19 protein-coding genes are annotated in these 23,733 nt (G+C 45.5%); 14 read left to right on the plus strand and 5 right to left on the minus strand.

What is annotated here, in order from left to right:
• Nucleotides 1-87 precede the first annotated feature (87 nt).
• Nucleotides 88-993: an allantoinase PuuE gene (puuE, locus tag V7R42_RS01565; protein ID WP_334018488.1), complete on the minus strand. Its 906-nt coding sequence runs from the start codon at nt 991-993 to the stop codon at nt 88-90.
• Between the two features lies 1 nt (nt 994).
• Nucleotides 995-1,639 carry a TetR family transcriptional regulator C-terminal domain-containing protein gene (locus V7R42_RS01570; RefSeq protein WP_334018489.1) on the minus strand — a complete coding sequence of 215 codons (645 nt, stop codon included), beginning with the start codon at nt 1,637-1,639 and terminating at the stop codon, nt 995-997.
• 420 nt (nt 1,640-2,059) lie between these two features.
• Between V7R42_RS01570 and xdhA the strand changes: the two genes are divergently transcribed.
• From xdhA to V7R42_RS01605, 7 genes are read left to right on the plus strand one after another with little or no spacing between them, the layout of a single operon-like run.
• Nucleotides 2,060-3,505 (plus strand): xanthine dehydrogenase small subunit, encoded by a 1,446-nt coding sequence (gene xdhA / locus V7R42_RS01575; protein ID WP_334018490.1) that lies wholly within the window; start codon nt 2,060-2,062, stop codon nt 3,503-3,505.
• Nucleotides 3,498-5,864, plus strand: a complete 2,367-nt coding sequence (gene xdhB / locus V7R42_RS01580) for a xanthine dehydrogenase molybdopterin binding subunit (RefSeq protein ID WP_334018491.1) — start codon at nt 3,498-3,500, stop codon at nt 5,862-5,864. The genes xdhA and xdhB overlap by 8 nt, the downstream gene beginning before the upstream one ends.
• Complete coding sequence (gene xdhC / locus V7R42_RS01585) at nt 5,861-6,763, plus strand: xanthine dehydrogenase accessory protein XdhC (RefSeq protein WP_334018492.1); 903 nt, start codon at nt 5,861-5,863, stop codon at nt 6,761-6,763. The genes xdhB and xdhC overlap by 4 nt, the downstream gene beginning before the upstream one ends.
• Nucleotides 6,750-7,253, plus strand: coding sequence for a 2-oxo-4-hydroxy-4-carboxy-5-ureidoimidazoline decarboxylase (uraD, locus tag V7R42_RS01590; protein ID WP_334018493.1), 504 nt, complete (start codon nt 6,750-6,752; stop codon nt 7,251-7,253). The genes xdhC and uraD overlap by 14 nt, the downstream gene beginning before the upstream one ends.
• A gap of 58 nt (nt 7,254-7,311) precedes the next feature.
• A complete protein-coding gene (gene uraH, locus V7R42_RS01595) occupies nt 7,312-7,638 on the plus strand; it encodes a hydroxyisourate hydrolase (RefSeq protein ID WP_334018494.1) in 327 nt (108 codons plus the stop codon).
• Between the two features lie 5 nt (nt 7,639-7,643).
• Nucleotides 7,644-8,936, plus strand: a complete 1,293-nt coding sequence (guaD, locus tag V7R42_RS01600) for a guanine deaminase (RefSeq protein WP_334018495.1) — start codon at nt 7,644-7,646, stop codon at nt 8,934-8,936.
• 47 nt (nt 8,937-8,983) lie between these two features.
• Nucleotides 8,984-10,273, plus strand: a complete 1,290-nt coding sequence (locus tag V7R42_RS01605) for a urate hydroxylase PuuD (protein ID WP_334018496.1) — start codon at nt 8,984-8,986, stop codon at nt 10,271-10,273.
• Between the two features lie 45 nt (nt 10,274-10,318).
• Here V7R42_RS01605 and V7R42_RS01610 read toward each other — a convergent pair whose 3' ends face one another.
• Entirely contained in the window at nt 10,319-11,626 is a 1,308-nt protein-coding gene (locus V7R42_RS01610; RefSeq protein WP_334018497.1) for a diguanylate cyclase, read from the minus strand.
• Between the two features lie 299 nt (nt 11,627-11,925).
• Here V7R42_RS01610 and V7R42_RS01615 point away from each other — a divergent pair, with 299 nt between their 5' ends.
• Nucleotides 11,926-12,201 (plus strand): putative quinol monooxygenase, encoded by a 276-nt coding sequence (locus V7R42_RS01615; RefSeq protein ID WP_334018498.1) that lies wholly within the window; start codon nt 11,926-11,928, stop codon nt 12,199-12,201.
• Between the two features lie 85 nt (nt 12,202-12,286).
• Here V7R42_RS01615 and V7R42_RS01620 read toward each other — a convergent pair whose 3' ends face one another.
• Nucleotides 12,287-12,646 carry a winged helix-turn-helix transcriptional regulator gene (locus V7R42_RS01620; protein WP_334018499.1) on the minus strand — a complete coding sequence of 120 codons (360 nt, stop codon included), beginning with the start codon at nt 12,644-12,646 and terminating at the stop codon, nt 12,287-12,289.
• 279 nt (nt 12,647-12,925) lie between these two features.
• On the opposite strand from V7R42_RS01620, the gene V7R42_RS01625 reads away from it, so the two are divergent.
• Together V7R42_RS01625 and V7R42_RS01630 are read left to right on the plus strand one after the other, a co-directional pair.
• Entirely contained in the window at nt 12,926-13,417 is a 492-nt protein-coding gene (locus tag V7R42_RS01625; protein WP_334018500.1) for a (2Fe-2S)-binding protein, read from the plus strand.
• Nucleotides 13,414-15,711 carry a xanthine dehydrogenase family protein molybdopterin-binding subunit gene (locus V7R42_RS01630; protein WP_334018501.1) on the plus strand — a complete coding sequence of 766 codons (2,298 nt, stop codon included), beginning with the start codon at nt 13,414-13,416 and terminating at the stop codon, nt 15,709-15,711. The genes V7R42_RS01625 and V7R42_RS01630 overlap by 4 nt, the downstream gene beginning before the upstream one ends.
• 148 nt (nt 15,712-15,859) lie before the next feature.
• Here V7R42_RS01630 and V7R42_RS01635 read toward each other — a convergent pair whose 3' ends face one another.
• Nucleotides 15,860-16,354, minus strand: coding sequence for an acyloxyacyl hydrolase (locus V7R42_RS01635; protein ID WP_334018502.1), 495 nt, complete (start codon nt 16,352-16,354; stop codon nt 15,860-15,862).
• A gap of 246 nt (nt 16,355-16,600) precedes the next feature.
• Between V7R42_RS01635 and V7R42_RS01640 the strand changes: the two genes are divergently transcribed.
• From V7R42_RS01640 to V7R42_RS01655, 4 genes are all read left to right on the plus strand, one after another.
• A complete protein-coding gene (locus V7R42_RS01640) occupies nt 16,601-17,239 on the plus strand; it encodes an NAD(P)H-dependent oxidoreductase (protein WP_334018503.1) in 639 nt (212 codons plus the stop codon).
• 1 nt (nt 17,240) lies between these two features.
• Nucleotides 17,241-19,178: a monovalent cation:proton antiporter-2 (CPA2) family protein gene (locus V7R42_RS01645; RefSeq protein ID WP_334018504.1), complete on the plus strand. Its 1,938-nt coding sequence runs from the start codon at nt 17,241-17,243 to the stop codon at nt 19,176-19,178.
• A gap of 267 nt (nt 19,179-19,445) precedes the next feature.
• Complete coding sequence (locus tag V7R42_RS01650) at nt 19,446-20,579, plus strand: efflux RND transporter periplasmic adaptor subunit (protein WP_334018505.1); 1,134 nt, start codon at nt 19,446-19,448, stop codon at nt 20,577-20,579.
• 3 nt (nt 20,580-20,582) lie between these two features.
• Entirely contained in the window at nt 20,583-23,630 is a 3,048-nt protein-coding gene (locus V7R42_RS01655) for an efflux RND transporter permease subunit (protein WP_334018506.1), read from the plus strand.
• Nucleotides 23,631-23,733 lie beyond the last annotated feature (103 nt).

Consider the following 23,733-nt stretch of genomic DNA (forward strand, 5'->3'; position numbering starts at 1 on the left):
GTAACCTTCTCGGTACACCTTTCACCTTGCTTTGCCTAAAATGTAATGCGCCTACTTTAAACGCTATGTGCGCGACTTGTTACTACCTTATTTAGGATGAGTTTCCAACCAGTGGCGAGCAATTTGTTCTCGCGTAGCCAGCCACACTTTGTCATGTGATTTTACATACTCGATAAAACGCTTAAGCGCTGCGAGTCGAGCAGGCCTGCCCATAATGCGATTGTGAAGGCCGATAGAAAGCATTTTGGGCGCCTCAGCTCCTTCTTCGTACAACACGTCAAACGCATCTTTTAAGTAAGTGAAAAACTGTTCACCACTATTGAAGCCCTGAGGCGTGGCGAAGCGCATATCATTGGTATCTAACGTGTAAGGCACCATCAATAACGGCTTGCTGTAATGGCAATCGTAGTAAGGCAAGTCGTCTGCGTACGAGTCTGCGCAATACAAAATGTCGTCGCGCTCCGCAATTAATTTTAGAGTATTGGGGCTCGTTCTTCCTGTGTACCAGCCTACAGGTTTACTACCCGTTAACTGCTCATGAAGAATGATCGCCTCGTCTATTTGCTTGCGCTCATCTTCTTCGGTCATATCTTGATAGTGCACCCAGCGCATAGCGTGACTGGCGATTTCCCACCCAGAATCCATCATGGCTTTTACAGCAGAAGGGTGACGCTGCATTGCCATAGTAACGCCGAATACAGTAACAGGAATGTCGTACTTATTTAGCAAGCGATGTAAACGCCAAAAGCCCGCACGACTGCCATATTCGTAAATAGATTCCATGCTGAGATGACGATCTTTATAAGCTTGTGCGCCTATAATTTCCGATAAAAATATTTCGGACGCCTCGTCACCATGAAGCACGCAATTTTCACCACCTTCCTCGTAATTCAATACAAATTGGACGGCGATCTTGGCATCATCAGGCCAGTTCGCGTGAGGTACATATTGACCATAGCCAATTAGATCGCGAGGATAAACAGACTCTGTCATGCTACACCTTGAAGTTTTCTGGCAAAGATAACCCACAGCCGCCAAGTACAAGCTTAACCACTTGCTTGGTAGCGTCTTCGAAGTCTGCTTTTGTCATTTTTTTGCCGCGCAACCGGGTAATTTGCGCCGAAAAATCTGCGTAATGCTGGGTGCTAGCCCATATGGTATACAATAAGTATTCCCCTTCAATCGGAGGTAACTTATCGGCTTGTACCCATGCATCTATAACTGCAAGACGTCCTTTCATCCAAAGCGCATGCTCTTCATCGAAGTAGCCACTCAGGTTTTGTGCACCGTTGATAATTTCCATGGCAAAGATCTTCGACGCCATTGGGTGTGTTCTCGACACTTCCATTTTTTCGGCGATGTAATTAGCGAGCACTTCGGCGGGGTCATCTTCCACTGTGGCTTTATCAAAACGTGAGTTCCACAGCGAAAGGGTTTCTTCTAATACCGCAACGTATAGTTCTTGTTTAGTTTTAAAGTAATACAATACGTTGGTTTTAGGGAGCCCTGCCTCATCAGCAATTTTCTGCACGGCTGTACCTTTGAAACCAAACTGGGCGAAACATTTCTCAGCGGCTTGAAGTATCTTTTTTCTGTTCATTGCGCCCACGCCAGCGTCGGCACTTTTTACCTTCATCATTATTATTAAAATTCCTTTGCAATCTACTTTGCAAGCGCACGGGCGAAATTAACGCCTCATGCCTTTCCGATAGGTTAGCATTTATTGCCAACGTGTTGCTATGCTCTTAAAGAGCATAGTTGCCAGTCATACAGAACTCTTACAGATATCGTGGCTAAACCAAGAACAAAAATTATGCTTTTTGTATAAACCTAGCACGAATCTTGCATGATTCTTTTTTAACAAAATGAATCATTGCTTAGCACAGTGGAAATTAGAAACGCTCTCCCTTAGCTTTTTAATTAATCTTGCACAAAATCATGGCCTTTTATAACTCGGCCATTTTTTATAAGCAATAAATTGACCAATTGGTCTACTTTTATTGAAAAAATGCAGCTATATTAATGAATACAAGAATGAATATAACAAGAAGGTGTGAGTATGATTCGCTTTCTAATAAATAATGATGTCGTTGAATTAAATGAAGCGCGAGCCGACCTCACCCTTCTACAGTTTATACGGGAACATCGTAAGAAAACAGGTACTAAAGAAGGCTGTGCGGCAGGCGACTGTGGCGCTTGCACGGTAGTACTCGTAGAACCGGCGCCATCCAATAGTGGAGCAATATTAAACTACCGTACCGTCAATAGCTGTATCACACTAATGAGCGTAGTTCACGGCAAGCAATTGTTGTTCGTTGAACATTTAAACAATGGTAAAAGCTTACACCCTGTACAGCAGGCCTTAGTTGACCATCACGGTTCACAGTGCGGCTTCTGTACCCCTGGGTTTATTATGTCGATGTTTGCCTTGTATCACAGCAACTCAACACCGAACCGCGATGATGTGCTGCACGCTTTATCTGGCAACCTGTGCCGCTGCACTGGCTATCGCCCTATCATCGACGCGACACTGGCAGTGTGCGGACAAACACCAGATGATCAGTTCACGGCGCGCCAAGAAATTACTCTAGCAACATTATTATCGCTATCAGGTGAGAAGCCATCGGGCACAGGCAATATATATACGCCTACATCCCGAGAGGAGTTGAAAGCGCTTATAGAGGCCAACCCTACCGCGCAGCTGGTTGCTGGCAGTACCGATTTAAGCCTGCAATTCACTCAACATTTAAAAAATGTGCAAACGCTAATTAGCGTCACGCATATTGACGCGCTGAAACAATGCACCAAAAGCGAGCATTCTCTTATTATTGGTGCAGCGGTTCCGCTTAATGATGCAGCACCTTTATTATTAAGTGCCTTTCCACAAGTAGCCGAACTCATAACGCGGTTCGCATCGTTACCTATCCGCAATCAGGCGACGATTGGCGGTAATGTAGCAAACGCTTCACCTATTGGTGATATGCCACCGCTATTACTTGCGCTTAATGCCATACTGCATTTAGATAACGGCGATAGTGTGCGCACTGTTCCGTTCAATACGTTCTTCACTGGCTATCGCGAAACCACGTTGGCTAAAGATGAATGGATAAGTGCAATAGAAATACCATTGAAACAGCCTAATCAAGCATTAGCTGCGTATAAAATATCGAAGCGCTTTGAAGATGATATTTCAGCAGTGTGTGCGGTATTTAATGTCACACTCGACAACGGCAAAGTAGAAGCCATTAGCACTGGCATTGGCGGTGTTGCTGCCGTGCCTTCAACCTGCGACGCCCTTGAAAGTGCGTTGAAGGGTAAGCAGTTCGCTAGCAAAGAGTGTTTAATGTTGGGCAAACAAGTGTTGTTTGATGCATTTTCACCCATTGATGACGTGCGCGCTACAGCCCAATATCGTAAAACCGTTTTAGCTAACTTGTGGCACCGCTTCTGGTTAGAAAACCAAACAGTAAACCAAATTGAAACACGGGTGGTGCAACATGCGTAAGTTAATTGATGCCCCTAATCCACTACAACAAAACGACAACAAGGGTGTCGTTCACGTATCTAAAAAGCATGAAAGTGCAACACGCCAAGTACAAGGCTGTGCCAACTATGTTGACGACGTCATTGAACCTCAGGGTACCCTTTACGCAGCGGTAGGTGTAAGCCAATGTGCCAAAGGCACAATTGACTCGATTAACCTTGACGCTGTTCGCCAAAGCGAAGGCGTTGTAGATGTGGTTACTATTGACGACGTTCCAGGTCATAAAGATATCGGCCCAGTGTTTGAAGGCGATCCGCTACTCGCCAATGGCGAAATCAAATTCTTTGGTCAGCCCGTATTTGCAGTACTTGCCACTTCAGTAAATCTTGCCCGACAAGCTGCATTAAAAGGCAAAATAGAGGTAAGCGAAGCCAAACCTATACTTACCGCAGACGCTGCTCACCAGCAGCAAACATTTGTGCGCCCCCTACACCGATTTGGCCAACATGCTGACCGCGTAGACAATAAATTTGAAAAAGCGACCTACCAAGCACATGGCACACTAAGTATTGGTGGCCAAGAGCATATGTACTTAGAAGGCCAAGTGAGCCTTGCGATCCCTGATGAAGAAGATCGCATGAAAATCTATACGTCTAGTCAACATCCCAGTGAGGTACAAAAACTCGTTGCCGAAGTGCTAGACGTAAAATTACACCGTGTCATGGTAGACATGCGACGTATGGGCGGAGGCTTTGGCGGAAAAGAAACCCAAGCAGCACAATGGGCCTGTATAGCGGCTTTGCTGGCATCGCGTAATCAATGTGCGGTTAAACTTCGCTTGCCTCGCTTCACCGATATGCATGTTACGGGCAAACGTCACCCGTTTGAAAACGAGTTCGACGTGGCCTTTGACGAGACAGGTAAAATTGAAGCCACCCGCATGACAATCAATGGTATATGCGGGCACTCACCTGATTTGTCTGATGCCATTGTAGATAGAGCCATGTTCCATGCAGACAACGGTTATTTCTTAGGTGATAGCGATATTATAGGCCGTAGACTGCAAACCAATATGGTATCGCACACCGCTTATCGAGGTTTTGGCGGACCGCAAGGTATGATCATGGCTGAAGCCATGATTGATAAAATTGCTCGTACAATTGGCAGCGACCCCCTTTCGGTAAGAAAACGTAACTTATACGGCCCGACCACGGGTAGCTTTACCCCCTATGGCATGAAGGTAGAACACAACCTTTTACCCGATATGATTGCCGAGCTAGAAGAAAACGCCCAGTATTGGCTGCGCCGCGAAGCGATCACGGCGTTTAACCGCCAAAGCCCGATAGTTAAGAAAGGGCTGGCACTGACACCGGTTAAATTCGGAATTTCATTTACCGCAAAGCACTTAAACCAAGCTGGGGCTTTGGTGCACATTTACACCGACGGTAGTATTCAGGTGAATCATGGTGGTACTGAAATGGGCCAAGGGCTACATACCAAAATAGGCCAAATTGCAGCCAATGAATTTGGCCTAAACCTAGATATGATCGAAGTCACTGCCACGCGCACTGACAAAGTACCTAACACCTCGCCTACGGCGGCATCAAGCGGCACTGACTTAAACGGAAAAGCCGTACAAAATGCGTGTATTACGTTAAAAACCCGTTTGGCCGAGTGCTTTGCCAAGAGTTTAGGTTTAGAGGACCACGCTGGCGACGTGCAGTTCATCAATGAGCACGTGGTATTAGATGAGCACAGCATTACCTTTACCGAGCTTGTGCAACAGGCGTATTTTGCTCGTGTATCTTTATCTTCAAGCGGTTTCTACCAAACACCTAAATTGCAGTATAACCGTGAAACAGGCGAAGGCCGTCCGTTTTTCTATTTTGCTTACGGTGTGTCAATGAGTGAAGTCTCTGTCGATACGCTGACCGGTGAATACACCGTGGATAAAGTGAATGTGCTCCACGATGTGGGCAACAGCCTTAACCCCGCCATTGATATTGGCCAAATTGAAGGCGCGTTTATTCAAGGTATGGGCTGGCTTACCACAGAAGACCTTAAATGGAATGAAGCGGGTAAGCTGATAAGTGAAAATATGGCGACCTATAAAATTCCAGCCATTGGCGATACGCCAAAAGAGTTTAATGTGAAGCTGTTTGGTAGAAAGAATGCTGAAGACAGCATTTACCACTCAAAAGCCGTTGGCGAGCCACCGTTTATGCTAGCCATTTCAGTATGGTGTGCGTTGAAAGATGCCATTTCTAGTCTTTCTGGCTACACCGTTGACCCGCAGTTAGACACGCCAGCCACACCAGAACGTGTTTTAAACGCTGTAACTGCTATACAGCAAGCAAACAGTATAGGTGAAGCTCTATGACACGCGGATCAGCACAGTCATTTCGCGCAATGCAATCATTTCGTGCAACACACTGGCATGAGGGAATAGCCGAATGCCACGCGCGCAATGAAGGCTATGTGCTGGTTACAGTGGTAGGAACCGCTGGCTCTACACCTCGTGAACCAGGCAGTAAAATGGTGGTTACCGCTTCGCATAGCATCGATACCATCGGCGGCGGACACCTTGAGTTTGATGCTATTGCCCGCGCCCGTGAGTTGCTTGCTAAGGGCGAAAAATGTACCCAGCTTCACAGCTACCCGTTAAGCAGCTCTTTAGGGCAGTGCTGTGGCGGGGCGGTAAAGGTGCTGTTTGACGTGTGTAATGTTCATCAACAGCACATCGCCATTTTTGGCGCTGGTCATGTTGCAAAAGCATTGGTGCCAATTTTGGCTCAGCTCCCCGTGCGAATTTCGTGGATAGACAATCGCGAAGAATTGTTTCCGCCATTACTGCCCACCAACGTGCAAAAAGTGGTGGAAGAATCGCCAGAGAGCGAGGTTAGACACCTTGATGAGAACAGTTGGCTAATTATACTCACCCACGATCATCAATTGGACTATCGCATTACAGAGCAGGCCTTAAAACAACCTACCCTGCCCTTTGTTGGGTTAATAGGCTCAGATACTAAGGCTAAGCGTTTTGTGACCAAACTTACTCAGAGAGGGTTTGACGACAACGCGCTGGCAAGGCTAGTTACGCCCATAGGTAATCGAGATATTCCTGGTAAGCAACCTATTGAAGTTGCTGTCTCCATATCTGCGCAAATTATCGAACGCCTGCATATAAGTGAAGCGACAACGGGCAACAGTAAGAGAAACAGCGAGAAGCCCACTAAAACGTTTCTCAGAGAAAAGGACACCACCAGTGACACTCAATGAACTAAATACGCTAAGCGCTGAAGAAGCGTCTGCTTGGTTTGAACAATGTTGCGCGGCGAAAACCTGGATTTACCAGATGGTAAAAGCTCGCCCGTATAACGATATTGACACGCTTGTTAGCCAAGCAAAAGGCGCTTGGTCAAAATGCAGCAATGACGACTACCTTGAAGCGTTTACGGCACATCCCATGATTGGAGACGTTGATTCGTTGCGCAAAAAGTTTGCTAATACTAAAGCCATTGCTGCGGGCGAGCAGTCGGGCACAGCCAGCGCGTCTGAGGCCGTTTTACATCAGTTAAAAGAAGCCAATCAGGCTTATTTAGACAAGCACGGGTTTATCTTCATTATTTGTGCCACCGGTCTTTCTGCTATGACTATGTTAGAAGCGTTACAAGCTAGACTGCAAAATACCACACAGCAAGAAATTACCAATGCTGCTGAACAGCAAATTAAGATAACCCTATTGCGTATTAACAAAGCGCTGGATTAACCCCCGCACTTTCAAAAATATGGTTTATACGCATTGAATAGTTTTTAAGGAACACAGTATGAATACGCTTTCAAGCCACGTACTCGACACCACTTTGGGTAGGCCGGCAAAAGGCATAGCCCTCACACTTACACGACCTGACGGTAGCACCCTTTCAGGTGAAACGGATAGCGACGGCCGTTTTAACAACTGGGGCGTTGAAGACGGTTTTGCCGCAGGCGTTTATACCCTGCGCTTTCACTGCAAGCCTTACCTGATAGAAACCCACGGTAGTAGTTTCTATCCACACATTGATATTACGTTTGAACTTGATGAGAATGGCGGCCATTATCATGTGCCACTACTTATTTCGCCATTTGGTTTCAGCAGCTATAGGGGCAGCTAACAAACATGCAGCTTTTTCGTGCAAGCATTGCGCACTTTCCTAAACAAACAACAAAATTTGATAATGACATTGCCATTTTTAAAGACGGTGGTTTGTTAGTCGATAACAAAGAAATAAAAGACATTGGCCCGTTTAGCGACATTGTTGAACGCTACCCTGCCGCAACTGTCACAGATTTTTCGGGCAAGTGGATTTTACCAGGTTTGATAGACAGCCATTTGCATTATCCGCAAACCCAAAGTATAGCCCACTATGGCGAGCAGCTATTAAGCTGGCTTGAAAACTACACGTTTCCCACAGAAATGCAGTTTGCTGATAGCGAACACGCCAACGCCATCGCTAAAGTATTTTTAAACCAGCTACTAAAAAACGGTACAACCACGGGTTTTGTCTTCACTACCGTTCACAAAAGCAGTAGCCACGCGCTATTTAGCGCAGCCAGTGACATCGATATGGCGATTGTGGCTGGTAAAGTGTGCATGGACAGAAACTGCCCTAGCGCGCTTAACGACTGCCCAGAAACCGCACAAGCTGACAGCGCACAGTTAATTGAAACGTGGCACAACAAAGGCCGTAATCGCTATGCGCTGACACCTCGTTTCGCGCCAACCAGCACAGAGCCTCAACTAGCTGCATTAGGGGAACTTGCCAAGCAGTATCCCGACGTCTTCATTCAAACACACTTATCTGAGAACTTAGACGAGATTGCTTGGGTGAAAAGTTTATTTCCTAACGCTGACGGCTACTTAGATGTATATGACACTTATAACCTTGTGCGAGAACGCGCGGTATTTGGTCATGGTATTCACCTTACGCCTAATGAGTGGGCTCGCCTTGGAGAGAGCGGCGCTACGGTAGCGTTTTGTCCTACGTCAAACTTGTTTCTAGGTAGTGGCCTTTTTGATATGACCGCAGCGCGTGCTAATAAAGTGCATGTTGCTATGGCTACTGACGTTGGTGCTGGCACTACATTTAACATGTTCAAGACCTATGGCGATGCTTACAAGATAAGTCAATTGCGCAACGAGCCCATCAGTCCGCTAGAAGGGTTTTATCTTATGACCCAAGGCGCAGCAGTGGCCCATGCGCTTGACCATGAAATTGGTAACTTAAACCCAGGTTCTACCGCTGACTTTATTGTTGTAGAGCCAAGATTCGATGAATTAACACGTTTGCGAATAAAAGAAGACGCGGACTTCGACGATGTGTTTTTTGCCTTGAGCATTCTAGGTGATGACCGCGCTATCGACCAAACGTGGATAAGCGGTATCTGCCGCTATAAAAAAGAACATCATTAATAACAGGCTGCTGTAGGGCCTTTGGGCCCTAAACAAGGAGAACAATAATGCCGTGGCTCGATTGGGTTAGTTTATTCGTACGTTGGTTTCACGTTGTGGCCGGCGTAGCGTGGATTGGTGCGTCGTTTTACTTTATTTGGTTAGACAACAACTTACGTACGCCGCCGAAATGGAAACAAGACAAAGGCATCAAAGGTGATTTGTGGGCTATTCATGGTGGGGGTTTCTATGAAGTCGCCAAATATGCCTATGGACCAGAAAAAATGCCCGAAACGTTGCACTGGTTTAAATGGGAAGCCTATACCACTTGGTTATCAGGCTTTGCTTTACTCATCATTGTTTACTACTTTGGCGCTAGCGCTTACCTCATCGACCCGTCAGTTAATGCCATGTCACCAACCACGGCAATATCTTTAGGACTTGGGTTAATCTTTGGTGGGCTAGCCATATATGAGCTTGGCTGTCGCAGCCCATTGGCAAAATACCCGCTCGCCTTCGGTATTGGATTAGTTACGCTTATTTGTGTTGTTAGTTATTTATCCACACAGTGGTTTAGCGGCCGCGGCGCCTATATTCACGTAGGCGCGCTTATCGGCACTATCATGGCGGGTAATGTTTTTCTCAATATTATGCCGAACCAACGCAAAATGGTGGCGGCGGTGGCTGACAAAAAAGATATTGACCCGAATTGGGGAGCAAGCGCGAAGCTGCGCTCGGTACACAATAATTACTTCACGCTGCCCCTGCTGTTTATCATGATTTCAAATCATTACCCCATGACCTATCAGCACCCTCAAAATTGGCTAGTGTTGATTGCAATCATGGCCGCTGCGGCTTGGATACGACATTTCTTTAATCTTCGTCATGTGGGTACTACTAAGCCAAGCATTTTAGTGTCGGGCGCCGTTGCCATGCTTGCCATTGCACTATGGGTATCCTGGCCGCAAACCTCGTCAATGCAACCGTTGAGTCATGATAATACGCTGAGTTCTTCAGCCATGAACTCGGAGTCAGCGGAACAATCTGCGCCAAGTGCCCCCTTAGCATCTTCTAACGGTATGGAAAAAGAAAAAGCGTCAATAATTAGTAATGAACGCGTCGCAGGCTTGATTACCGCTCACTGTGTAAGCTGCCACTCGCGCACGCCCACCGACGACATATTTAAAGTAGCGCCGATGGGCGTAGTGCTAGATTCATGGGCAGATATTGAAAGGTTTGCGCCGCAAGTGGTTAGAAGAACAACTGTGACTAGAGATATGCCATTTTTGAACAAAACAAACATGACAGAAGAAGAAAGGCAAGTGATAGCTCACTGGTTTGCTCAGAGAAATCAGTAACGGTCGTTACGTGGTGTAGCACGGTAAGTTATAAAAACTTTCGCGCTACACTGCCTTACCTACCCTACTAGTTTCCGCCTCGTTCAGAGCGGTAAAAGATAGAACCTGCCCTTGATGCTTTTTTTCGTACATTACCTCGTCAGCCCTATCTAACCACTCTTGCACAGAGTTGATACTCTCGTTCCACTGAACCCAACCAACACTGAAGTTGATAGGTACAATATTGCTACCATCGACTTCCACTTTCAATTTATCGTTCTGAATTCTGTCAAAAAAAGTAGCCGTTTCGTTTTCATCAGTGCCGTAGAGCATAATAACAAATTCATCACCACCGATACGTCCAAATCTATCGCTCTCTCGTAATTGCGCACGCATGTTTTTAGAAAAAGTGACTAATGCTTTGTCGCCTGTTTTGTGCCCATACTTGTCGTTAATTTCTTTGAATTTGTTTAAGTCAATGTAAACAAGCGTTGAAGCCGGTTGACCACGCATCATCCGAGAGATTTCATCACCTAACAGGCTAAAAATTTCTCTTCTATTGGCAAGTCCCGTGAGAGAATCCGTTTTAGAAAGGTGCTCTAATTTAGCGACGGCGCTGATCAAAGCTTGCTGTTGATTTTTCTCTTTTGTTATGTCGTCTGCAGTACCTAAAATAAGCGACTGCAACTCACGGTCGTCAAAAATCAAACTCCCTCGGTCGTGAAGGTATTTGACCTCGCCTTTTGCATCATAGATACGATATTGAATATCCCAATTTTGCAAAGGGCGCTGACCGAAAAGTTTTAGTACGCGCGCTTTATCATCTTCATGAACGTGGTCAATAAAGCTAGTGGGATTACAGTAAAGTTCAAATTCGTTGCGACCAAAAATGTTCCCATATCCGTCATTAACATATTTTAGCTTGGTTAAATCAGGCGTCGCTACCCAAATAAAGGTTCTGTCCGAAAACGCGCTCACTATTTTGCTGAACAGCGCATCGACTTGAAATAGTTCCGATTGAATACGCTTTTTCTCGTCAATATCTTCAACAACAGAAATAAAGTAGTCAGGATTCCCGCGCCCGTCCCTAACTAATGCAACCGTGAGCTTAGCCCAAACCTCCTCACCATCACGTCTTAGGTAACGTTTCTCCATTGAGTAATCATCAATGTCGCCTTTCAATAGACGCGCTACACAGTCAAGGTCTTCATCAAGGTAATCTGGCGCCGTCAATTGCTGAAACGTGAGTGCGGTAAGTTGCTCCTTTGAGTACCCTAAAAAATCACACAGACGCTTATTCACGCGAATGAAGCTTCCGTCCAAACTGACATGAGCCAGCCCAACGGGACAAAAGTGAAAGGTTTTTTCAAACATTGGGCACCGCCCCGGTAAATAACTGCATTCCGTCGCCTCAAGAAAAGTGGTACTTAAGTTAAAATAAGACCAATATATACTTTGGTATAATCAAGTATAGATTACTTTTATTTACTAGCTAATGGATAAAAATGAGAAAAAGGCTTAGATAAGCTTCTGCTACATGGGCCTATGCACAGCGAAAGACATCGAATAAGGCAACGTGCCTCTTACCTGATAAAAAGAACAAACCAGCGTTAAATACTATTACAATGTCTCCAGTTTACTTATGCTAAGCACTTTATTATTTGGAGAAAAATGTGATCGAATTTTCAGTCATTATCTTTTCTAAACCTCGTCAAAAAGATGCGCTGTTAGAAGCACTAACGCCTTTGGTTAAAGCAAGCCGAGTAGAGAAAGGGGCAGTAATGTACGACCTACATTCGTGCGAAGACGGCGTATTTGTTATTACTGAGAAATGGAAAACTCAAGAAGCACTCTATGCTCATGAAGCCACTGCGCATTTTCAAAGCTTTCAAGAGAAAGCAGATACACTTGTAGAAAAGGTATTACGATTACCACTTGTGTCAGTTTAGGGTTGCTATTTTAAGCTAAACTATGTCAAAACGGTGAGCAGTAACGCTCACCGTTTTCGTTTTCCTGTACTTTGCACGTCACGTCTTAATCGTTTGTGTTGCTTTCAGACCAGACTCTCAACTGCTCAAGAATATCTAACGCAGAACGCCCGAAATCGGTGAGACTATAGGCTACAGCAATGGGTCGAGAGTCGATAACATTACGAATGACCATACCGTTATTTTCCAGCTCTTTTAAACGCTGGTCTACCATTTTTCGGCTGGCGCCACCTAGCATTCTACATAGGTCGTTAAATCGAACAGGTTCATCTTTAAGATGATAAATAATAGAACCCGTCCATTTTCCACCAATTAGGCGCATTCCACGCTCAATAGCACAAGGTTCCGTACACGTATTTAAAACGGTTTTTCTACCCTTAGCGTCTGTTTTTATTTCAGTTTTCATTAGTGTCCTTTGAAAAAGCGACTAGTAACTAAAAGTAAACTAATTGCTTAGTTGAACAAGGTAACTAAACTATACCACATAAACTATTTTGGCTAATAGTCGTATATCCATAGTCAATTAGTCTACTTTATAAATATTGGGTTCACAAAGGACCAAACAAAAGCCTGGTGAAAATAAATATTAACGTCAGGCACAGATAACAGGCAAAACAGACCGTTCAAACCAAGTTTTTACCTTGGCGAGAGCTACTTAGACTCTAACTTCACGGTGATGATTACCATGATTGAATTTATGTTAAATGGAAAAAAAGTGCAGACGGATGCCACCTCAGATACGCCCTTGGTTTGGGTAATTCGCGATGAATTTGGGCTTAAAGGCACGAAGTTCGGCTGCGGTGTTGCCATGTGCGGTGTGTGTACCGTTCATATTGATGGCAATGCCATTCGTTCATGCTCTTATCCTGTCTCTCTCGTTAACGGAAAGAAGGTCAATACAATCGAAAGCTTAAATGGCGACCACCCTTTGCAATCTGCTTGGGTGGAAGAGCAGGTACCGCAATGTGGATATTGTCAGTCTGGTCAAATAATGCAAGCCGCCACACTACTTGATAGCAATCCTAATCCAAGCGACCAAGACATCGCTAATCACATGAATGGCAACTACTGTCGTTGTATGGCTTACACAAGAATTAAAAAAGCGATAAAGCGCGCTGCAACGTCTACTGTACAGCATTACGACCCTAACGCTTCATCAGAAGGTGAAAACGCATGAGCATAAAAGACTTATCTAAAGAGAAAAAAGACGCTATCAATTTGTCTCGTCGCTCATTTATGGCGGGTTCTGTGAAAACGTCACTGTTTATGGCTTTTGGTGCCTCGGCAATTCCATCCGTATTGTCGGCGAAGGAAGCCATTGCAAACAAAACGTTTTCACCGAATGTCTGGTTTGAGATGGATACACAAGGCCATGTAACGGTGAATATTGCGAAAGCTGAAATGGGGCAGCATGTAGGTACTGCTCTAGCGCGTATTTTAGCAGATGAACTAGAATGCGAATGGGACAAAGTGTCAATCGTACATGTTGATACCGACCCTAAGTGGGGCTACATGGTGACGGGAGGTTCGTGGTCTGTTTTCCAAAGCTACAAGCCCATGTCGCAAGCAGGAGCGGCAGGCCGCCAAGTTCTTCTTAACGCCGGTGCTAAACTATTAGGCGAACCAGTATCTAACTGTGAAGCTAGCGCTGGTTTCGTTGTGTCGGGCACAAAAAAAATAAGCTACGGTGACATTGTTTCCAATGGTAATATTGATAAAGTTTATTCGGCTGACGAATTAGAAAGCTTAGCTATTAAGCCGGGAAACAAAAAACACCTCATTGGTTTGGGTAATGAGTATAAAGCACTCGATATTCCACCTAAAACCGACGGCACAGCGGTTTACGGTATCGATGTTGAAGTAGACAATATGCTTTACGCGCGCCCTATTCTCCCGCCTACTCGCTATGGCAGTAAAGTCACTAAAGTCGACGACAGCCAAGCAAAGTCACTTCCCGGATACAAAGGCTACAAGGTGCTCACCGATCCTTCAGGTACTATTGAGGGGTGGGTCGCTGTATTGGCGTCTGACTACCCAACTGCAATCAAGGCTATCGATAAAGTGAAGGTTAGCTACGACGCAGGAAAGACGGTCAACGTAAATGAAGCTGATATTCAAAAAGAGGGCGAGCGAATCTGCCGCGATAGAAGTGAAGGGACGCTATTTGTCGATGAAGGGAAGATCCGTAATGCCGAAAAGCAGGCGGCAGAAACAATTGAAGCCTTATATACCACAGCAACAGCTAGCCATTTTCAACTTGAACCGCTAAATGCAGTTGCTGAATTTAAAGAAGGTAAGTGGCATATTCATACCGGTAATCAATGGCAAGGCCTTACCCTTCCGGCTGTCGCTAAAGCTGCAGAGGTCCCTGATTCAGATGTGATCATTCATCAATATTATCTGGGTGGAGGCTTTGGGCGCCGTCTGTTTGGAGATTGGATAGTTCCTGCTCTACTTACAGCTAAAGCGGCCGGACAACCGGTTAAAATGCTATTTATGCGCCCTGACGATACGATGTTTGATCAACCTCGTTCGGCATCAACATCATTGTTCAACGCCTATTTCGATGAGTCTGGCAACTTCACTGGTTTGGAGCACGCTTTGGCAGCAGGCTGGCCGACGCTTGCAATGGCCCCCGGCTTCATGCCTGACGGAGTAGATGGGAAAGGAAAAGTTGACCCATTTTCAGCGTCAGGCGCCGACCACTGGTACACCATGCAACATCACCAGGCCCGAGTTATAAACAATAAAGTCGCACAAGAGACCTTTACGCCTGGGTGGCTTCGCTCGGTGGGTCAAGGTTGGATAGTATGGGGATTAGAAAGCTTTATCGATGAAGTAGCACACAAAGCTAATCAAAGCCCTGTGGATTTTAGATTATCCATGCTCGATGGTAAGGGCAAACAGGCAGGCAAAGCCCCTGAAAGCGTTGGCGGCGCAACTCGTCTAGCTCATACCCTTAAAAAACTTAAAGATAAGACAGCTGGTGTTGCACTTGGAGAGAACGAAGGTATTGGGTTTAGTGTAACTGCAGGCCAAGAACGCACGATGCCAGCATGGCTTGCTACCGCGGCACATGTTCACGTTGATAAAAATAGTGGAAAAATAACACTTAAAAAGTTGTGGGTAGTCGCTGACGCAGGAATTATCGTTCACCCTGATGGTGCTATGGCGCAAATGGAAGGCGCGCTGCTTTGGGGTACAAGCCTTGCGTTATTCGAACACAATGAAATAAAAGACGGATATGTAGCAAAGAAAAACTTAACCACATACCAACCACTGAGAATGAATGACGTGCCTGTTATGGACATTGAGTACATTGAAAGCAACGAATTTCCAGTAGGATTGGGCGAGCCAGGCGTTATTGGGGTAGCACCAGCCATTGGCAATGCTGTTTACGATGCAGTGGGCGTTAGATTGCGGCACTTACCAATGCTGTCCAGCGACGTCAAAAAAGCGTTGAATGCCTAGACTTTTGACGTAAATGCCGTGCTGTCGATTTAGCATCGAGAAGGTAAATAAAGGCGATAAGCAAAAAATAACCCGCGATTTCGCGGGTTATTTTTATAACAAATGGTATAGAGGGGTAGCTACCACGTTGAGAATGTTATTCCCACTGCTAGAAATGATAGTGCGCACTTAACACCAACGACTCTGAACCAGGGTTTGTGTCCCCTAGCCCACCGTTAGAAATGTGGCCAATTTCAGCCTCTAGTGAAAAAGATTCAGAGAAATTGTAGAGTCCGGAAAGTGATGAATAGAACTCAACGGTGTCGCCTAAATTTTCAGATTCATCAACAATGCCCGCATGGAAGGCAACGCGTACAGAAAAGTCGTTGTAATTATAGACATCCTTTGCCAAACCGGCTGCGAAGTAATGTTGGCCTTGGTCCGCATTAACCAGAAGTACGGTAGGCCGTAAACCGTAAAACGAGTCCAGCGGCTTGTGGACATAGGCTACATGCAATGCGTATCGGTCTGCGTCATCAAACAAGTTCCATACCGCAGCCCCGGCTTTGAGTTCACTGCCTTGCGGTAGAGCATGGGTAGAAAGTGGTGCAATAGGAGAAAGTAAAGATAATGCAAGTGCGAGTGTTTTTAATGGTGTTTTCATGTTTATACTGTTCTTAGCAAAAGTTAAAAGTTTTTCTTCGACGACACTGTTTTCGACGTTGTTTTTATTTATAGGTGTATAATGGTAATTAGGTTACTTTTTTCAACCTAATAAACTAAGGTTACCTTATAACTTTGAAGAAATATTAATTCGCAATCGCTCTAAAAATTCAGGTTGTATTAGGAAAAGAATCAATGTGTGGGCATTCGCTAACACTGCACGGTAGATAGATTTAAGCAGAGATGTATGACTAACATTAATAACATTGAAGATACAAAAAACAGCAAAAAAGTACTGGTTCTCTTTGCTCACCCTGCGCAAACTCGATCAGAAGTGAATGTGCCCCTTTTTCATGAAGCCCAATTAAATAAGCACGTTACAGCTGTTGACCTTTACGCAGAGTATCCCGATTTCAATATTGATATTGAACGAGAGCAGCAGCGTCTAGTCGACCACGATGTTATTATTTTTCTGTTTCCTCTTTACTGGTATTCAACGCCTTCCATTTTAAAAGAGTGGCAAGATCTGGTGTTGGAATATGGGTTCGCCTACGGTCATGAAGGTACTGCGCTGAAAAATAAATTGTTCCTTTGTGCGTTAAGTGCAGGCGGCAAAGAAGAGGCCTATCAAACTGACGGTTTCAATCATTACACTATTAGGCAACTACTTCAGCCATTAGAGCAAATGGCCCAAATCACGCATATGACTTACATCGCCCCTTTTGCTCTATTTGGCTCTCGTACTGCGCAGGAAGAACACCGGGTGGCTCAGCACAAAGACAAGTGGGTAACTTTGCTGAAAAAGCTAACAACCAATACCCTCGATTTAGAAAAAGCAAAGCGTATCGAAAATCTCGCAGACCTTTGTACTTCTCAAGGAGATTAACGTGACTGGCTATTTCTTATATGCATTTATCTACTTGGTTGCCGCTGTCATCGCCGTGCCCATTGCAAAGCGCCTTGGATTGGGGTCTGTATTAGGCTATTTAATTGCTGGGCTTGTCATAGGACCGGTATTCGGCCTTGTTGGCGATGAGACCGTTGCCATTCAACATTTTGCTGAATTCGGTGTAGTCATGATGCTGTTTTTGGTTGGGCTAGAGCTTGAGCCTCGCTCGTTGTGGGCGATGAAGTCAAAGCTTATGGGATTAGGCGGTTTGCAATTAGCATTAACTACCGCGCTTATCACTGGTGTCGCTCTGTTGCTTGAACAGCCTTTCAGCATTGCTCTTACCATTGGTCTTATTTTCGCCCTTTCTTCAACCGCCATTGTTTTACAAACATTGCAAGAAAAAGGCCTGCAGAAAACTGAAGGAGGCAAAAGTGCCTTTTCTGTTTTGCTGTTTCAAGATATTGCTGTAATTCCTATGCTCGCGCTTATACCCCTTCTTGCCATACCCGAATTGGTCGAAGCAGGAAATGTACATGGCGGCGATTCAGGGTCACACGATAGCTTTAATTTGGTTGAAGGGCTTGCCCCCTGGGCCTCTGGTCTGGTGATTATTAGCTCAATTGCCTTTCTTACCGTCGGCGGGCACTACTTAAGTCGCCCTTTGTTTAAGTTTGTTGCTGCATCGGGATTACGGGAAATTTTTACCGCGACAGCGCTCATGCTCATTATTGGTATTGCGGCTTTAATGGGGCTTGTTGGTCTGTCCCCCGCTCTTGGCGCATTTTTAGCGGGCGTTGTGTTGGCAAACAGCGAATTCAGGCATGAACTTGAAGCCAATGTCGAGCCATTTAAAGGTTTATTGTTAGGTCTCTTCTTTATTACGGTAGGCGCTGGCATTAACTTTTCAGTGCTTAGTGAGAGCCCGATGTTGATAGCAGGGCTAACTGTCGCGGTTATGCTGGTGAAAGCCGTTGTACTGTTTATCATCGCCTTAATTTTTAAAATAAAAGGCACCAATAAATGGTTGTTCACACTAAGCCTTGCCCAGGCGGGTGAATTTGGCTTCGTGCTACTCAGTTTTGCCTCGCAAAACTACGTGCTGCCCAGCGACATTATTTCTGTACTTTCTCTTGTTGTGGCTATTTCCATGTTCTTAACGCCAGGGCTTTTCATCCTATTCGACAAAGCCATTATTCCTCATTATAAGAATGCGAAATCACAGCGTAATGAAGATGTAATTGACGAGAAAGGTACTGTGGTCATTGCCGGCATAGGTCGTTTTGGACAGATTGTCAATCGCCTCTTAGCGGCTAATGACGTAAAAACCGTTGTGCTCGATATTCGCTCTGAGCAGATAGACCTTTTCAGACGCTTTGGCAATAAAGCGTATTTCGGTGATGCATCTAAACCTGACATATTGCATACCGCAGGGGCGCACGAAGCGTCTTTATTGGTTATTGCCATTGACGACAGAGAAACCGCAGCAGAAATGGTGAAGTACGCCAAACACGCTTTTTCGAATGTAAAAGTACTTGCCCGTGCTTTTGACCGTGGTCATGGCTACCGCTTGCGCCAACTGGGCGCAGATTTTGTAGTTTCAGAAACCTATCATAGTGCGCTGGAGATGGGCGCAGAAGCATTGCGCTCACTCAATGTCCACCCGTTCCATGTTGAGCGACAGAAAATGGCCTACAAAAATATTGAATCTCAACAAAACGATGTGTTGTATCACGCATGGATAGATGATGCGAGTGGCGAACGGGTAGACAACAACTACCTAAAACTGTTCAGCGAGCTGGAATCGCTCATTGAAGATGCGCTGAGAACCGATTTACATGACAGACATTCGAAGATGCGAGGCTGGACTCCGCCGCCTAAAGGTTATGCTGAAAAACTAGCGCCCGATGAGAAACCAGATAACGCAAAGAAGTAATGGACGTGTAACTTAGCGGTATTTCTGTTGCGTATTCGCACTACGGGTCGAAGATGTTGATTTGAACTCGCTGGTTAACCCTTGAACTGGTGAGCAAAAATTCTGATCGAAAACGAAAAATAACGCTATAACCTTTAAGTACGTTGAAGTAAGCGTATATTAGATTTCTATACCATCCGCTTTAATGATGGTTAATAGGCGCGTAATACAAGATAACCCATTGCCAAAATGGGAACGAAAAGTGGTTTATTTAAATGGAGAGTTACCATGTTGTCTAAAAAGAGTCTCTTTAACAGTGTAGCCGTGCGCGCTGTGGTTGCATTTACCGCACTTGCTGGCCTAAGTGCGTGTGAAGACGCCCCTACTCCACCTAAAACTGTATCTTCAACACCGGTAACGCTTTATGAAGTTCAGCATTCAGACGAAACCATTGCTAAATTCCCAGGGCAAGTGGAAGCGGCTGAGTATTCAAACCTCTCTTTTCGTATAGGCGGTAAGCTTCAAGAACTTAAAGTAAAAGCAGGTGAAGAAGTAAAAGAAAACCAGCTTATCGCACGGCTTGACGATAGAGACGCAAAAGCGCAGCTCGCCACCGCTCAATCTCAATTTGACGTGTCATCGGCTATGTTCGAGCGTATGGAAGCCTCGGTTGAAAAAGGTGCCGTAAGCCGTTCTACTTTTGATGAAGCGAAAGCCAATTTTTTAGCCGCTAAAGCCAGCCTGACCAATGCGCAAGATCAGCTAAGTTACACGGAGCTTCGCGCACCATTTGCAGGGCTAATCGCGTCGGTACCTGTTGAAAATTACCAAGTTATTGTACCGCAGCAGACTATTGCCGAGCTTCATATGCCGGGCGCTATCGACGTGACTTTTCAGCTTCCAGAACAAAAAATGCGCATGATTGACCGCTCACGAGCCCGTGAAAACCGTACCTCGGAAATGGCGTGGGTCACTTTTTCTGGTATGCCAGAAAAGCGCTACGCCGCTATGTATAAAGACCACGAAAGCACCACGCGACAAGGTGAACTTAGCTACGAAGTAACGATTACTTTACCAGAACCAGACGACATCAATGTTCTTTCCGGCATGAGCGCCACTGTATTGCTTGATATGTCGAAGTTAATTGAGTCTGACGCAAAGCTTTGGTTGGTTCCTTTCGGTGCAGTGGTTACTGACAATGCTGAGCCTGACAAGGCGATTGTATGGCGCTTTAGACCTGACGGTGAAGACGCGAAGGAAGGCACTGTTGAAGCGGTAGAAGTGATGATCACTCGTGGTATTTCTAATGGCCTGCTTGTAGAAGGCCCACTAAACGACGATGATAAAATCGTTGCTGCTGGTGCCCATCTTGTAAAAGAAGGCCAAGCTGTTACGGAGTGGACGAAAGAAGGAGGCCTATAAGTCATGGTCGAGTATTTTTTCCGTCAAAAAGTCATAAGCTGGATGGTAGCCATCATATTAGGCCTGGGCGGCATCGTAACTTTTCTTGGCTTAGGTCAGTTAGAATTTCCCGAGTTCACTATTAGAAACGCACTGGTTATCACCCAATATCCGGGAGCGACGCCTGAGCAAGTTGAAGAAGAAGTCACGCTTCAGCTTGAAAAAGCCATTCAGCGTATACCCAACGTAAAGCGCATAAGCTCGGTAAACATGGTAGGGCTATCGCAAATTACCGTTGAGCTTAAAAGTAGTGTTCAGGCCAAGGACCTAGAGCAATACTGGGATAACTTGCGCCGTAAAGTGGGTGATGCACAAGCAGCACTGCCGCCAGGAACCAGCACCTCTATTGTGAATGATGATTTTGGTGATGTATTTGGTTTGTTACTCACTCTCAAAAGTGAAGACTACAGTCTTAAGCAAATGGAGGACTTTGCAGATTTAATGCAGCGAGAAATTCAGCTTGTTGAGGGTGTAAAAAAAGTATCTATTGCAGGTACGGTGAGCGAACAAATTATTGTGTCTTTAGATCACGATAAAATGAAAACCCTCAATGTTTCTGCTGAATCCATAGCCGGCCTTTTAACCGCGCAAAATGTGGTGGGTAACGCGGGCTCTATTAAGGTTCAGGGCAAACGCCTGTCTATTCAGCCCACCGGTGAATTTGATAATTTAGAGGCGTTAGGCCAAGTAGTCATTGGTTCACCGGCAAGCGGCCTTATTCGCTTAACGGATATCGCGACCATTGAGCGCAAGCTTAACGATACCCCTTCAATTCTTTATCACAGTTCTGGCACACCGGCCCTATCGATTGGTGTGTCGTTCGCGTCGGCGGTCAATGTAGTTGATGTAGGTAAACGGCTTGATAGCAAAATTGCCGAGCTAGAGCAGCGAATGCCCCTGGGCATGACGCTGGATACCGTTTACAACCAGCCCACGGTGGTCGACGATTCTGTGACTGGCTTTCTTATTAACCTTGTTGAAGCCGTAGCCATCGTAATTTTCGTACTTCTGCTTTTTATGGGCTGGCGCAGTGGCGTGTTGATGGGACTCATTCTTGTGCTCACCATTCTTGGCACCTTCATTTTGATGTCGGTCAAAGGCATTGAGTTGCAAAAAATCTCTTTGGGTGCGCTTATTATTGCTCTAGGCATGTTGGTCGATAACGCCATTGTAGTAACCGAAGGCATGCTAATTGGCGTAAGAAAAGGACAAACCAAGCTTCAGGCGGCAAAAGACGTGGTGTCTCAAAATGGATTACCGCTACTTGGCGCGACTGTCATTGCTATTACCGCTTTTGCGCCAATCGGTCTTTCGCCAGATGCCACTGGTGAATTCGTCGGCTCCCTCTTCTGGGTACTGTGCTTTTCGCTTTTCTTAAGTTGGATCACCGCACTTACCATTACCCCCTTCTTTTTCGACTTACTGTTTAAAACTGAAAAAGAGCGCGGTGCTAATGATGAAGATGACGACCCATATAAGGGCATTATTTTTACGGTATACAAGCGTGTGCTTACTGCTGCTATCAATCATCGTTACGTGACAATTGTACTGGTACTTATTGCATTAGTAGGCAGTATGGCGTCAGGTAAATTCGTAAAAAATGCATTTTTCCCAGATTCATCCACACCGCTATTTTTCGTCGATTTGTGGTTGCCTGAAGGTAGCGACATCTTAACCACCGAGCTGTCTATTCGTCGCTTAGAAGACAACGTGTTAGGCATGGAGAATATCGCCAACGTAACAAGCGTTATTGGCGGTGGAGCACAGCGCCTTACCCTCACCTATGCGCCAGAAGACAGATACGCCAGTTATGGCCAGCTTATTGTTGAAACTGATACGGTTGAGTCTCGTGATGCCCGTATGCGAGAAATTATCGAGCTGGTGCGAGAAGACTTCCCTAATGTGCAATACAAGGTAAAAGCACTTCAAGTAGGCCCTTCTGCAAAAGCGGCAATTGAAGCGAGAATCTACGGACCAGAGCCTGAAGTTTTGCGTGAGATAAGCAGCGACATTGAAGCGATATTTCAAGAAGAGAAAACCATGGACAGCGTTCGCTTGTCGTGGAGCAACAAAGTCCCATTTGTTGAACCTGTGTTTCTGGAAGAACAAGCCAGGCGTATCGGCGTAACGCGCGATGCCGTTCACACTGCGTTTTTACTTAACAATGAAGGTGAAACTGTGGGCCTTTACCGCGAAGGTAGCGACTTAATACCTATTGTCATGCGCAACGATCCAAACCAGCGCTATGACATTGATAACCTCGCCTCACTCAACGTATGGAGCCAAGAACAAGGTAAATATATAAGCATGGCTGATGTTATCAGCAATGTTGATGTATCGCTTGATAACCCTATCATCAAACGCCGCAACCGGGTGCGGATGCTGGCGGTTTATGCAGAGCCCATGCCTTTATCCGGTGAGACGGCTGCGAGTGTGCAAGCTAAAGTTCGCCCTCTAGTCGAAGCGCTTAAACTGCCTGAGGGCTACCACATTGAATGGGGCGGTGAATACGAAACCTCTACAGACGCACAAAGCGCCCTCTTTGCAAGTATGCCTATTGGTATATTAGGTATGTTCATTATCACCGTTTTGCTGTTTGGCAAGCTACGCCAGGCGTTAGCCATATGGGGTGTAATACCGCTTACTACCATCGGCATTATTGGCGGCTTGGTGTTAGTTGGTGCACCTTTTACATTCATGGCGCTGCTCGGCAGCTTAAGCCTTATTGGTATGGTGCTTAAAAACGGTATCGTATTGATGGAAGAAATAAATGTACAAGCAAAAGGTAATAGCGGCGCGTTTGAAGCGGTTGTTACCGCATCAGTATCTCGTGTACGCCCCGTTTCAATGGCAGCCATCACCACCATACTGGGTATGATCCCGCTGTTTTCTGACGCGTTCTTCGCATCAATGGCAGTTGTTATTGTATTTGGTCTGACCGTTGCCACCGTACTTACGCTGCTTATTTTGCCTGTGCTGCACTGTACGTTTCACGGTATAAAGTCAGAGTAAAAAGCCTACAACCCAATTTTACAGCAAAAAGCTGGCTCCTTTTTTAGGTTGCCAGCTTTTTTATATTTGCGCTATTGCCTACTAAAGGTCACTGAACACTTAC

It is taken from the genome of Alteromonas sp. S015, from assembly GCF_036864485.1.
Classification (GTDB): Bacteria; Pseudomonadota; Gammaproteobacteria; order Enterobacterales; family Alteromonadaceae; genus Alteromonas.

Excerpts from the sequence above, each read along its gene's own strand:
- puuE (WP_334018488.1), bottom strand. The coding sequence starts at position 993 with ATGACAGAGTCTGTTTATCCTCGCGATCTAATTGGCTATGGTCAATAT.
- uraH (WP_334018494.1), top strand. The coding sequence starts at position 7,312 with ATGAATACGCTTTCAAGCCACGTACTCGACACCACTTTGGGTAGGCCG.
- V7R42_RS01635 (WP_334018502.1), bottom strand. The coding sequence starts at position 16,354 with ATGAAAACACCATTAAAAACACTCGCACTTGCATTATCTTTACTTTCT.
- V7R42_RS01605 (WP_334018496.1), top strand. The coding sequence starts at position 8,984 with ATGCCGTGGCTCGATTGGGTTAGTTTATTCGTACGTTGGTTTCACGTT.
- guaD (WP_334018495.1), top strand. The coding sequence starts at position 7,644 with ATGCAGCTTTTTCGTGCAAGCATTGCGCACTTTCCTAAACAAACAACA.
- xdhC (WP_334018492.1), top strand. The coding sequence starts at position 5,861 with ATGACACGCGGATCAGCACAGTCATTTCGCGCAATGCAATCATTTCGT.
- xdhB (WP_334018491.1), top strand. The coding sequence starts at position 3,498 with ATGCGTAAGTTAATTGATGCCCCTAATCCACTACAACAAAACGACAAC.
- V7R42_RS01610 (WP_334018497.1), bottom strand. The coding sequence starts at position 11,626 with ATGTTTGAAAAAACCTTTCACTTTTGTCCCGTTGGGCTGGCTCATGTC.
- V7R42_RS01655 (WP_334018506.1), top strand. The coding sequence starts at position 20,583 with ATGGTCGAGTATTTTTTCCGTCAAAAAGTCATAAGCTGGATGGTAGCC.
- V7R42_RS01625 (WP_334018500.1), top strand. The coding sequence starts at position 12,926 with ATGATTGAATTTATGTTAAATGGAAAAAAAGTGCAGACGGATGCCACC.
- V7R42_RS01570 (WP_334018489.1), bottom strand. The coding sequence starts at position 1,639 with ATGATGAAGGTAAAAAGTGCCGACGCTGGCGTGGGCGCAATGAACAGA.
- V7R42_RS01630 (WP_334018501.1), top strand. The coding sequence starts at position 13,414 with ATGAGCATAAAAGACTTATCTAAAGAGAAAAAAGACGCTATCAATTTG.
- V7R42_RS01620 (WP_334018499.1), bottom strand. The coding sequence starts at position 12,646 with ATGAAAACTGAAATAAAAACAGACGCTAAGGGTAGAAAAACCGTTTTA.
- V7R42_RS01640 (WP_334018503.1), top strand. The coding sequence starts at position 16,601 with ATGACTAACATTAATAACATTGAAGATACAAAAAACAGCAAAAAAGTA.
- V7R42_RS01650 (WP_334018505.1), top strand. The coding sequence starts at position 19,446 with ATGTTGTCTAAAAAGAGTCTCTTTAACAGTGTAGCCGTGCGCGCTGTG.
- xdhA (WP_334018490.1), top strand. The coding sequence starts at position 2,060 with ATGATTCGCTTTCTAATAAATAATGATGTCGTTGAATTAAATGAAGCG.